This window comes from Cupriavidus sp. GW823-FHT06D04, assembly GCF_058795055.1.
Map to the genome: position 1 here is coordinate 69,156 of NZ_JBXAHL010000019.1, position 11,828 is coordinate 80,983.

Consider the following 11,828-nt stretch of genomic DNA (forward strand, 5'->3'; position numbering starts at 1 on the left):
CGTTATTCACCGATGGGCAGCTTCAGCACCGCGCGCACGCCGGTGCCCTGCAGCCCATCGCCAAGCTCCACCGTGCCGCCAAACCGCGCCGCCATCTCGCGCGAGATGGCCAGCCCCAGCCCGGAGCCCGGCTCCGCATTGCCCACGCGCCGGTAGAAGCGCGCGAAGACTTTTTCGCGCTCTTCGGCCGGAATGCCCGGGCCATCGTCTTCCACCACCAGGCAGGCGGTCTGGTCGGCGCGCGTGGCCGACAGCGTGATGCGGCTGCCGCGCGGCGAGTACTGGATCGCGTTGTGGACCAGGTTGGCCAGCGCCTCGCGCAGCAGCGCGGGGTCGGCGCGCACCGGCAGCTTCAGCCCCGCCACCGGCTCCCAGCCGAAGTCCTGCTGCTTGCCGCGCGCCAGCGGCAGGTAGTCCAGCGCCACCTGTTCGGCCACGGTGACAGCGTCGATGATGTCGATGCCATCGGCTTCCTGGGCGGCTTCGCCGTGGTGCTGGCGTACCCGCGCCAGCGCCAGCAGCTGGTTGGTCAGGCGCGCGGCCTGCTCCAGCTGGGTGACGATGCCGCCCACGGCTTCGCCGGCGGCCTGGCGCGCGGCCTCGGGGTCGGGCGCGCGCAGCTGGCGCTGGGCGTATTCGGCCTGGGTCTTCAGGATGGCCAGCGGCGTGCGCAGCTGGTGCGCGGCATCGGCGATGAACTGGGCCTGCGACTGCGCCATTGCCGCCGAGCGCGACACATGCAGGTTGACCGCGTCGACCAGCGGGCGCACCTCGGCGGGCACGCGCTCGAACGTAAGCGGTGTCAGGTCGTCCGGCGAACGCGCTTCCACATCGTCGCGCACGCGCGCCAGTGGGCGCAGCACGTAGGTGACGCCGCCCACCAGGATGCCGGCGCTCAGCAGGATCAGCAGCAGGTCGCGCGCCAGCGCGCTGCGCCAGACCGTACCGATCAGCGTGGTGCGCGGCTCGGCGGTCTCGGCCACCTGGATGATCACGCGCATGCGCGCATCCGGCCGGTACACCGGCCGCGCCATGGCGGCGATGCGCACGGCCTCGCCCCGGTATTCGGCGTCGTAGAAGCGCGGCTGGTTGTTGACGAGGTTGCCGGCCGGCAGCGGCAGGTCGTCGTAGCCGGTGACGGTCTCGACCTGGCCGGCGCGCTCGGTCGACACGCGGTAGAACACATGGGTCTGCGCCGCGGTCTCGAACATTTCCATGGCGGCGTCGGGCAGGGTGAGCTGGACGCTGTCGCCGGCCATGCCGATGGCATTGTCGATGGCGCGGATCGAGCCATAGAGCGAGCGGTCATAAGCCGTGTTGGCCGCGTCGCGCAGGGTGCCGTAGGTCAGCCAGGTGTCGATCGCCATCATCGCCGCCAGCGCCGGCACCAGCAGCAACAGCAGTTGCCGGCGCAGGCTGCCGCGGCGCCACAGCAGCACCGGATGGCGCGGCCACATCCGCAAGTGCATGATTAGCGCCCGGCCTCAGGCTCCAGCAAGTAGCCGAAGCCGCGCAGCGTGACGATGGTGACGCCGTGCCCGGCCAGCTTCTTGCGCAGCCGGTAGACCAGCACCTCGATCGCGTCGGGAGAGACATCGGCGTCGAGCGAGAACACCTTGTCGAGCAGCTGCGCCTTGGTCAGCGGCTGGCCGCTGCGTGCCAGCAGCGCGCCCAGCAGGGTCGATTCGCGCGGGGTCAGCGCCAGCGGAGCGCCGTCCAGCGTGAAGCTGCGGGTCTCGCCGTCGAATACCAGCGTGCCGCACTGCAGGCGCGGATGCGCGCGCCCGCGGCTGCGCCGGATCAGCGCCAGCAGCCGCGCTTCCAGCTCGGCAATGGCAAAAGGCTTGGGCAGGTAGTCGTCGGCGCCAAGGTTCAGGCCGCGCACGCGTTCGTCCAGCGTGTCCTGCGCAGTCAGGATCAGCACGGGGGTGCGGTCGTCGCGCCCGCGCATGGACTTGAGCACGGCCAGCCCGTCCTTGCCGGGCAGGCGCAGGTCGAGCAGCACCGCGTCGTATTCCTCCGCCTGCAGGCGGGCCTCGGCCTGCAGCCCGTCGGCGACGTGCTCGATCACAAAGCCGCCCTGCTCCAGCGCGCGGGCGACCCAGCGTGCCAGTTCGATTTCATCCTCCACCAGCAGGATGCGCATGCCGGTCTCCTCCTCTGCCGGTTTGGTCCATATTTCGGTTGCGGCGGCGGAAAACGTCCGGATAACAGGGGGCTGCACCGATGGAGCGCGCCCGCCGCGGGCGCCTATAATACCCCCGCCCCGCTGGTCCCGGCGCGTGTTGTCCGCGCGCCCGCTCCCTTCCACAGGCAGTTCTTCCGTTTCCGACCACCGTGCCCACGCGTCCACCCCCGCCGTCCCTGCCGTGCGCCTGCGAGCCGCCTGCCTCGGCGCAGCGCCGCCGCCTGCTGGGCGCGTCGCTGCTGGCCGGCGCCACCTTGCCGGCCGCATGGCCCCTTCATGCCCAGTCTAGGCCGCCGGCGCCGCCGCCGGGGTATCCGTCCGGGTATGACGCCACCATCGCCGGCGCCATGCGCGAAGGCATGGTCACGGTCTATGCATCGACCGACCTGAAAGTGGCGCAGCCGCTGATCGCCGCGTTCGAGGCGCGCTACCCGGGCATCCGCGTGCACTACCAGGATCTCAACACGATCGATCTGAACCAGCGCTTCCTGGCCGAGACCGCGGCGCTGGGCGGCAAGCGGCCCGCGCCCGATGCGGCCTTTGCCGACGTGCTGTGGAGCACGGCGATGGACCTGCAGATCAAGCTGGTCAACGACGGCCATGCGCAGCGCTACGCCTCGCCCGAGCGCGCCGGCCTGCCCGGCTGGGCGGTATGGCGCGACGAGGCCTGGGGCACCACTTTCGAGCCCGCGGTGATTGTCTACAACCGCTACCACCTGGCCGGCATGCGCCCGCCGCGCAGCCGCAGCGGGCTGGCGCGGCTGCTGCAGGAACACGCGCCGCGCTGGCATGGCAAGGTGGTGACCTATGACGTGGAGCGCTCGGGCGTGGGCTACCTGCTGGCGCAGCAGGACGCGCGCATGGGCAGTGAGTTCTGGTACCTGGCGCAGGCGCTGGGGCGCGCCGGGGTGCAACTGTCGGCGTCCACGGCCGAGATGATCGAGCGCATCGCCAGCGGCGAGCTGGTGATGGGCTACAACCTGCTGGGTTCGTACGCGCTGTCGCTGATGGAGCGCGGCGCGGCCATCGACGTGATCGCCCCGCGCGACTACACGCTGGTGATGTCGCGGGTGGCCTTTATTGCCCGGCGCGCGCCGCGGCCCAATGCGGCGCGGCTGTGGCTGGACTACCTGCTCTCGCGCGAGGGCCAGGCGCTGCTGGCCAAGTCCACCTCACAGCTCTATACCATCCGCACCGATACCGACAGCGTACACACCGCGGCGGCATTGTCGGAGCGGCTGGGCTACGCGCTCAAGCCGATCAGCGTCGGCCCGGGCCTGCTGGCCGCGCAGGACGCGATGCGCAAGCGCGCCTTCCTGGCGCGCTGGCGCGAGGCCATGCGCGGCTAAGCGCGGCGCTCAAGGCACCAGGTCGCCGGTTTCGAGCCCGCCCGGTTGGGCGTTGGGGCAGGCCTGCTGGCACAGTGTGGACAGTTCCCGGTCCAGCGCCGCCATCGGGCGCGGCACGTAGCCATGGCGCAGCGCCGGTGAGAACTTCAGGGTATCGATAAAGGCGTCGGACATGCGCTCGGCGTTGGCGTCGAGGTCGAAGTCCTGGGGCGAGAACAGCCAGTGCGCCAGCACCCCGCCGATGGCGGCATGGAAGGCGTTGACGGCCAGGTCCAGGTCCAGGTCGGCGGGCAGCTGGCCGCGCTCCAGGGCCAGGCGCAGGTGCTCGCGCATCTTGATCAGGCCGTCCTGGTGCGACTGGCGCTGGCGCTCGAAGATGGCGCCGTTGTCCTGCACCATTTCACACTTGTGGAAGATGATCTCGAACACCCGGCGCCAGCGCGGGTTGACCACGGTCTGGCGCATCACATAGGCGCAGATGTCGCGGATGCCGCCCAGCGGGTCTTCCTGGCGCGCGAGCCGCTCGGGGTCGCACAGCGCTTCCACGGGCAGGTTGACGCGGTCGCACATGGCGGCGAACACATCGCTCTTGTTCTTGAAGTGCCAGTAGATCGCGCCGCGCGTGACACCCGCCGCCTCGGCGATGTCGGCGAGCGACGGGCGTGCCACGCCGCGGGCGTGGAACACGGCTTCGGCCGCGTCGAGAATCCGGTGGCGCGTTTCAAGCGCCTCTTCCTTGGTACGTCTGACCATTTTTGTCTCTGGTGCCGGCGGCATGACGCGATGGAGCCGTCATGGCCAGCCTTGTTGGTTCTCCCTGGTGCGGCCGCTGAGGCAGCCGCACGGGCCGGCGCACGCGCCGGCGGGTCGTTGTCGTCACATGCCAATGTGCTTGCAGCCTGCGAGCCGACACGACGGCGCGCATCCTAACCTGAGCCGGCGGTTTGCGCCGTGATTCCGAACGGGTAGGACGCAATTCGGACCGATCGGTTGGGTTTGACCGGGCTCGGGATCCGTATTGCCGCGGCCCCGCGGCGCCGGTTGTGCGCCGAAAGGCCCTTCTGCAACATCAACTTAACATACATGCTTGAATGTATATATAATACGCGCTTGCCCGGCGTTCGGCCAGCCGCCTTCTGTGACATACCCAGCACAGCTGGCAATCCCTGCCGCAGGCCAGCCGGTCATGAATCCAGTCGTTACATAAAAGCCACCGTTCGTCGCATCTGACATTGCGACGCCGCGATTTGTGGCTAGCATCACGCTTTTGTCCGCCGCGAACCGTGCGGCGTGCTGTGTCGTTTCCGTTTGTCGGATGACAGCTCGGGACGACGCGGCAGATCTCAAATTGCCATCATGGGGTTATCGATGAGGAAGTCCCAACGTATCCGTTGCGTTGCAGCCTATGCACTAGCGGCGCTGTCTGCCGTGGCGCTTGTTGCCTGTGGCGACAAGAAGGCCGAAGGCGGCCCCCCGCCCCCGCCGGAAGTGGGTGTGGTGACCGTGACGCCGTCGCCGGTCGCCGTCGTCAATGAACTGCCGGGCCGCCTGGAAGGCATACGCACGGCCGAAGTGCGTGCTCGCGTCGAAGGCATCGTGCTGTCGCGCAACTACACCGAAGGCGGCGAAGTGAAGGCCGGCCAGGTGATGTTCCGCATCGACCCGGCGCCCTACCAGGCCACGCTGGCTTCAGCCCAGGCCGCGCTGCAACGCGCCGAGGCCAATGCCGTGTCGGCGCGCCTGAAGGCCGAGCGCTACAAGCCCCTGGTGGCCGTCAACGCGGTCAGCAAGCAGGAGTACGACGACGCCGTGGCCTCCGCCGGCCAGGCCAATGCCGACGTGGCCTCGGCCAAGGCGGCGGTGCGCACCGCCCAGATCAACCTGGGCTACACCACCGTGACCGCGCCGATCAGCGGCCGTGCCGGCCGCGCGCTGGTGACCGAGGGCGCGCTGGTGGGCAAGGGCGAGGCGACCAAGCTGGCGCTGGTGGAGCAGGTCGACCCGATGTGGGTCACCTTCACCCAGCCGGCTTCGGAAGTCACGCGCCTGCGCCGCGCCATCGAGTCCGGCATGGTCAAGGGCATGAACGGCGGCGCCAAGGTGCACCTGTATGTCGAAGACGGCCGCGAGTACGAACAGACCGGCAAGCTGCTGTTCTCTGACATGACCGTGGACCCGACCACCGGCGCGATCACGCTGCGCGCGCAGTTCCCCAACCCGAAGCGCGAGCTGCTCTCGGGCACCTTCGTGCGCGTGAAGATCGAGCAGGGCGTGGATGAGAACGCACTGACCGTGCCGCAGCGGGCGCTGATCCGTGGCGCGCAGGGTGCCAGCGTGATGGTGGTGGGTACGGACGGGAATGTCGCGGCGGTGCCGGTCAAGGCGCCGCAGGCCATTGGCGACAGCTGGGTGGTGACCGAAGGCCTGAAGGGCGGCGAGAAGGTGATCGTCGAGGGCCTGCAGAAGATCAAGGTCGGTGCGCCGGCCAGGGCCGTGCCGTTCAAGCCGGCCGGGGCCTCGGCACCGGCCGCGGCGACGGCCTCCGCCCCGGCGACGCCGGCCTCGGCCCCCAAGGCCGAGAGCCAGCAGCAAGCCAAGTCTGACGCCAAGCAAGGCTGAACCCTGCCGTACCACCAATACGGCAAATAACGGCTAGACCGCTAGACCAAGAGGGAGCCAGTTTTATGGCCAAGTTTTTTATCGACCGGCCGGTGTTCGCGTGGGTGCTCGCGCTGATCATCGTGCTGGGCGGCATATTGGCGATCCTGCAGTTGCCAATCGCGCAATATCCGAACATCGCCCCGCCGACGATCTCGGTCACCGCCACCTACCCGGGTGCGTCGGCCAAGACGCTGGAGGATTCCGTCACCTCGGTGATCGAGCAGGAGCTTAACGGCGCCCCTAACCTGCTCTACTACAACTCCACCAGCGAGTCGTCCGGCCTGGCGAGCATCACCATCGCCTTCGCGCCGGGTTCGAACGTCGACCTGAACTCGGTCGAAGTGCAGAACCGCCTCAAGCGCGTGGAAGCGCGCCTGCCGGCTGAAGTGCGCCAGCAGGGCGTGCGCGTGGACAAGGCCGGGAACAACTACATGATGTTCCTGACCGTGTCGTCCAAGTCCGGCACGGCTGATGCGATCCAGCTCGGCAACTATGTCTCGGCGCAGGTGATCGACTCGATCCGCCGCGTGCCGGGCGTGGGCCAGGCCGACCTGTTCGGCACCGAGTACGCCATGCGGATCTGGCTGGACCCGGCCAAGCTGACCGGCTACAACCTGACCCCGACCGACGTCACCGCCGCGGTGGGCGAGCAGAACATCCAGGTCGCCGTGGGCGAGCTGGGCGGCACGCCCTCGCCCAAGGGCACCGAGCTCAACGCCACCGTCACCACCGAAAGCCGCCTGACCACGCCGGAGCAGTTCGGCAACATCCTGCTGCGCACCAACCCGGATGGGTCGTCGGTGCGTATCAAGGACGTGGGCCGCGTGGAGCTGGGCGGCGCCGACTACTCGACGCTGGCCCGCACCAACGGCAAGCCGTCGGCGGCCATCGCCATCAAGCTGGCCCCGACCGGCAACGCGCTGGCCACGGCCACCGCGGTGCGCGCCAAGATGGAAGAGCTGTCCAAGACCTTCCCGGCGGACTACCAGTACTCGGTGCCTTACGACACCTCGGCCTTCGTCAAGATCTCGATCGAGGAAGTGATCAAGACGCTGCTGGAAGCCGTGGTGCTGGTGTTCCTGGTGATGTACCTGTTCCTGCAGAACTTCCGCGCCACGCTGATCCCGACCCTGGTGGTGCCGATCGCGCTGCTGGGCACGTTCGGCGCGCTGCTGGCGTTCGGATTCTCGATCAACGTGCTGACCATGTTCGGCATGGTGCTGGCCATCGGTATCCTGGTGGACGATGCCATCGTGGTGGTCGAGAACGTCGAGCGGATCATGAGCGAGGAAGGACTCTCGCCACGTGAAGCCACGCGCAAGGCCATGGGCCAGATCACCGGCGCCATCATCGGCATCACGCTGGTGCTGACCGCGGTGTTCATCCCGATGGCGTTCTTCTCGGGCTCGGTGGGCAACATCTATCGCCAGTTCTCGCTGTCGCTGATCTCCTCGATGGCGTTCTCGGCGCTGCTGGCGCTGACGCTGACCCCGGCACTGTGCGCGACGCTGCTCAAGCCCGTCGAAGCCGGCCATCATCATGAGAAGACGGGCTTCTTCGGCTGGTTCAACCGCACCTTCGCGCGCGCGTCGACCAGCTACCAGGGCGTGGTGGCGCGCATCCTCAAGCGCACCGGCCGCTACCTGATCATCTACGCGGTCATCATCGTCGGCGTGGTGGTGCTGTTCAAGCGCCTGCCGTCGTCGTTCCTGCCCGACGAAGACCAGGGCTACATGATCACCGTGGTGCAGCTGCCCAACGGCGCGACCCAGGACCGTACCATCGGCGTGCTCAAGCAGATCGAGGACTACTACCTGCAGAAGGAAAGCAAGGTGGTGGACCAGATGATCACGGTGGCGGGCTTCTCCTTCTTCGGCCGCGGCCAGAACGGCGGTATCGCGTTCGTGCGACTGAAGGACTGGAAGGAACGCACCGGCGCCGGCGAGACCGCGCAGGCGCTGGTCGGCCGTGCTTTCGGCGCGCTCTCGTTCATCAAGGACGCGATCATCTTCCCGCTCAACCCGCCGGCGATTTCCGAGCTGGGCAACTCCTCGGGCTTTGACTTCCGCCTGCAGGACCGCACCGGCCAGGGCCACGCCAAGCTGATGGAAGCGCGCAACATGATGCTGGGCATGGCGGCCAAGAGCCCGGTGCTGATGGGCGTGCGCCCGGAAGGCCAGGAAGACGCGCCGCAGCTGCAGATCGACATCGACCGCGAGAAGGCCAAGGCGCTCGGCGTCACGGTGGCCAGCATCAACTCGACGCTGTCGATTGCGTTCGGCTCCAACTACGTCAACGACTTCATCTATGAAGGCCGGGTGCGCAAGGTGATCGTGCAGGCAGAAGGCTCAGACCGCCGCCTGCCGGACGACCTGACCAAGCTGCGCGTGCGCAACAGCAACGGCGACATGGTGGCGTTTGCCGCGTTCGCGACCTCTAAGTGGGTGATGGGCTCGCCGCGCCTGGAGCGCTACAACGGCATGCCGGCGGTGAAGCTGGCGGGCCAGGCCGCGCCGGGCCGCAGTACCGGTGAAGCCATGCGCGTGATGGAAGAGAACTTCGCCAAGCTGCCGCCGGGCTTCGGCTTCGAGTGGTCCGGCCAGTCTTATGAAGAACGCCTGGCCGGCTCGCAGGAACCGATCCTGTACACGCTGTCGCTGATCATCGTGTTCCTGTGCCTGGCCGCGCTGTATGAAAGCTGGTCGATCCCGTTCTCGGTGCTGCTGGTGGTGCCGCTGGGCGTGCTCGGTGCGCTGCTCGGCGTGACGCTGCGCGGCATGCCCAACGACGTGTACTTCAAGGTGGGCCTGATCGCCACCATCGGCCTGTCGGCGAAGAACGCCATCCTGATCGTGGAATTCGCCAAGGACCTGCAGGCGCAGGGCAAGGGCCTGATCGAAGCCACGCTGGAAGCGGTGCACCTGCGTTTCCGACCGATCCTGATGACGTCGATGGCGTTCATCCTGGGCGTGCTGCCGCTGGCGATCGCCACCGGCGCGGGCTCGGGCAGCCAGCGCGCCATTGGTACCGGCGTGATGGGCGGGATGATCACGGCCACGGTGCTGGCGATCTTCCTGGTGCCGGTCTTCTTCGTCGTGGTGCGCAAGCGCTTCAAGGGCAGTGCGCGCCAGCGCATGCTGGACCAGAAGTGGCACGAGCCGAAAGAGGAAATCTGAACATGACCAAGACTCTGACCACACTGCTGCTGGTGGCCGGCGTTCTGACGGGGTGCACGCTGGCCCCCCACTATGATCGCCCTGCCCCGCCGGTGGCAGACAGCTTCCCGGTGGCGCCCGAGGGCTACGCCACCGCCGAGGCGAAGAGCGGCGAGACCCGCCGCGCTGTCGACATCGGCTGGCGCGAGTTCTTCCGCGACCCGCGCCTGCAGTCGCTGATCGCGACCTCGCTGGAAAACAACCGCGACCTGCGCACCGCCGCGCTGCGCATCGAGGAAGCGCGCGCGCAGTACCAGGTGCAGCGCGCCGACCTGCTGCCGACGGTGAACGCGAATGCTGGCTATACTCGTGCCAGCACCAACGCTGCCACGGGGGTATCGGTTCTGGGCCAGCCTGCGGTATCGCAAGTCTACTCGGCCAGCCTCGGCATCTCGTCCTACGAGCTGGACTTCTTCGGCCGCGTGCGCAGCCTGTCGAACGCGGCGCTGGCGCAGTACTTCTCCACCGAAGAGGCGCATCGTTCGGCGTATATCTCGCTGGTGTCGGAAGTGGCCAAGGCCTACCTGTCCGAGCGTTCCTTCGCCGAGCAATACGAGATTGCACGGGACACACTCAAGGCGCGCGAGAGCACCTATGGGCTCGCCAAGCAGCGCTTCGACGTCGGCGCCACGTCCGCCCTGGACCTGCGCGACAACGAGTCGCTGGTGGCCCAGGCGCGTGTCGCCGCCGCGCAGCTCGCACGCCAGCGCGCGCAGGCGCAGAACGCGCTCGAAGTGCTGGTGGGCAAGCCCATCGGCAGCATCGAGAACCTGCCCGAGCCGATGCGCCTGTCCGACGAACGCATCATCAGCGATATTCCCGCGGGCCTGCCTTCGGACCTGCTGGAGCAACGCCCGGACATCCGCCAGGCCGAACAGCAGTTGCTGTCGGCCAACGCGAATATCGGCGCGGCACGCGCGGCGTTCTTCCCGCGCATCACGCTGACCACCAGCATTGGCACGATCAGCCCGACGTTCTCGAACCTGTTCGATGCCGGCACTAAGGCGTGGTCGTTCGCGCCGCAACTGACGCTGCCGATCTTCGACTATGGCCGCAACAAGTCCAACCTGGACCTGGCCAATGTGCGCAAGAACATCCAGGTGGCCAACTACGAGAAGACCATCCAGACGGCCTTCGCGGAAGTGGCGGATGCGCTGGTGGCGCGCGGCACGCTGGAAGACCAGGTGGCCGGCCAGGAAGAAGTGCGCAATGCCGAAGCCGCGCGCTACGAACTGGCGCGCGTGCGCTTCCGCAGCGGGATTGCCAGCTACCTGGACGAGCTCGATGCGCAGCGCCAGCTGTTCACCGCCGAGCAGGCACTGATCCAGGCGCGGCAGCTGCGGCTGAACAACGCGATCGATTTGTACCGGTCGCTGGGTGGTGGTTTGCAGGAGAGCGGTGCGGTGGCGCAGCAGGGGACGCCTGCGCAACAGGGGACGGTGACGCAGTAAGGGTTGCCGCTTGCCGTTGCACCAATAGAAAACGACGCGCTCAGGCGCGTCGTTTTTTTTCAGCCTCAGAACTTGTACGAAGCCGCCAAAAAGAACACCAGCGGATTCGGCTCCAGCTTGGTCTTCGACGTCGACAACACCGTCCCGTCGGACGCCTTGATCGTCATCGACGACGTCGACTTCAGGGGGATATAAGTCACCGCCGCCGTCACACCCCAATGCTCGTCAAAGTTATAGGTGCCACCGATATTGAACACCGGCGCCCATGACGACGATGCATCCGCACTCACCGACGTCGGCCCCGGGATGCCCGCCCCCGCCGCCAGGATCGCGCCGAGGTTGTTGTTGACCGAACTCGCAAACGCCGGATTGACCTCGATGTTGGTAAAGAAGTTGTACGACACCCCCAGCCCCAGGAACGGGCGGAAACGCGTGCCCGGATCCAGGAAGTGGTACTGCACCATCGCCGCCGGGCTCCACTGCCGCGCCTTGGTGATGATGGGGTTCAGCGCGGGGTCGCCCAAGCTCTGGCGGCCGAGCGCGCCGGCCGGGCCCGGCGGAATCAGTTCGCCGTGGCCATAGAGCTTGAACTCCGGCGGGATGCCGCCCACCGCGGTGACCGCGATATGGTCGGTGACGAAGTGGCTGAAGGTCAGCCCCAGCGTATTGGCATTGGACGACGAGAGGCTGCTGCCCGGCGCGGTGAAGCTGGACGGCAGGCCCAGCGGGTAGTTGATCGGCACGTCGAGCAAGGTGGTGGTCAGCGGGCCGCTCTGGCCATGGGTCTGGATATAGAACCAGCCGGCGGATACCACGTTGTCGCCCTTCTTCTGGGCATGGGCAGGCAGGGCGAAGCTGGCCAGCGCGGCCAGCATCAGCGTGAGCGTGAGGCGTATGGTTTTCATCTTGTGTCCCCCGGCAGTGGATGTCTTTGTTTGGTCGAGTCGTGGTGCAGTGGCCCGGG

The 11,828-nt window shown here is 67.6% G+C and carries 8 protein-coding genes; 4 read left to right on the forward strand and 4 right to left on the reverse strand.

All coding sequences use genetic code 11. The features are described from left to right. Nucleotides 1-2: 2 nt before the first annotated feature. Both AC1Q7H_RS22550 and AC1Q7H_RS22555 read right to left on the reverse strand, forming a co-directional pair. Nucleotides 3-1,469 (reverse strand): sensor histidine kinase, encoded by a 1,467-nt coding sequence (locus AC1Q7H_RS22550; protein WP_013958471.1) that lies wholly within the window; start codon nt 1,467-1,469, stop codon nt 3-5. A 2-nt stretch (nt 1,470-1,471) separates the two neighbouring features. After that, nucleotides 1,472-2,146 carry a response regulator gene (locus tag AC1Q7H_RS22555; RefSeq protein WP_013958472.1) on the reverse strand — a complete coding sequence of 225 codons (675 nt, stop codon included), beginning with the start codon at nt 2,144-2,146 and terminating at the stop codon, nt 1,472-1,474. Nucleotides 2,147-2,442: 296 nt separating this feature from the next. Between AC1Q7H_RS22555 and AC1Q7H_RS22560 the strand changes: the two genes are divergently transcribed. Next, complete coding sequence (locus AC1Q7H_RS22560; RefSeq protein ID WP_193351065.1) at nt 2,443-3,537, forward strand: ABC transporter substrate-binding protein; 1,095 nt, start codon at nt 2,443-2,445, stop codon at nt 3,535-3,537. Nucleotides 3,538-3,546: 9 nt separating this feature from the next. On the opposite strand, the gene AC1Q7H_RS22565 is transcribed toward AC1Q7H_RS22560, so the two are convergent. Beyond that, on the reverse strand, nt 3,547-4,290 hold the full coding sequence (locus tag AC1Q7H_RS22565; RefSeq protein ID WP_153955225.1) for a TetR family transcriptional regulator: 744 nt from the start codon (nt 4,288-4,290) through the stop codon (nt 3,547-3,549). Between the two features lie 615 nt (nt 4,291-4,905). Here AC1Q7H_RS22565 and AC1Q7H_RS22570 point away from each other — a divergent pair. The 3 genes from AC1Q7H_RS22570 to AC1Q7H_RS22580 all read left to right on the forward strand — a co-directional run bounded on the left by AC1Q7H_RS22570 (nt 4,906) and on the right by AC1Q7H_RS22580 (nt 10,864). Continuing rightward, nucleotides 4,906-6,156, forward strand: a complete 1,251-nt coding sequence (locus AC1Q7H_RS22570) for an efflux RND transporter periplasmic adaptor subunit (RefSeq protein ID WP_013958475.1) — start codon at nt 4,906-4,908, stop codon at nt 6,154-6,156. Nucleotides 6,157-6,221: 65 nt separating this feature from the next. Continuing rightward, nucleotides 6,222-9,374, forward strand: coding sequence for an efflux RND transporter permease subunit (locus AC1Q7H_RS22575; RefSeq protein WP_013958476.1), 3,153 nt, complete (start codon nt 6,222-6,224; stop codon nt 9,372-9,374). A gap of 2 nt (nt 9,375-9,376) precedes the next feature. Further along, a complete protein-coding gene (locus AC1Q7H_RS22580; protein ID WP_013958477.1) occupies nt 9,377-10,864 on the forward strand; it encodes an efflux transporter outer membrane subunit in 1,488 nt (495 codons plus the stop codon). 65 nt (nt 10,865-10,929) lie between these two features. Here AC1Q7H_RS22580 and AC1Q7H_RS22585 read toward each other — a convergent pair whose 3' ends face one another. Continuing rightward, nucleotides 10,930-11,769: an OmpW/AlkL family protein gene (locus AC1Q7H_RS22585; protein ID WP_013958478.1), complete on the reverse strand. Its 840-nt coding sequence runs from the start codon at nt 11,767-11,769 to the stop codon at nt 10,930-10,932. Nucleotides 11,770-11,828 lie beyond the last annotated feature (59 nt).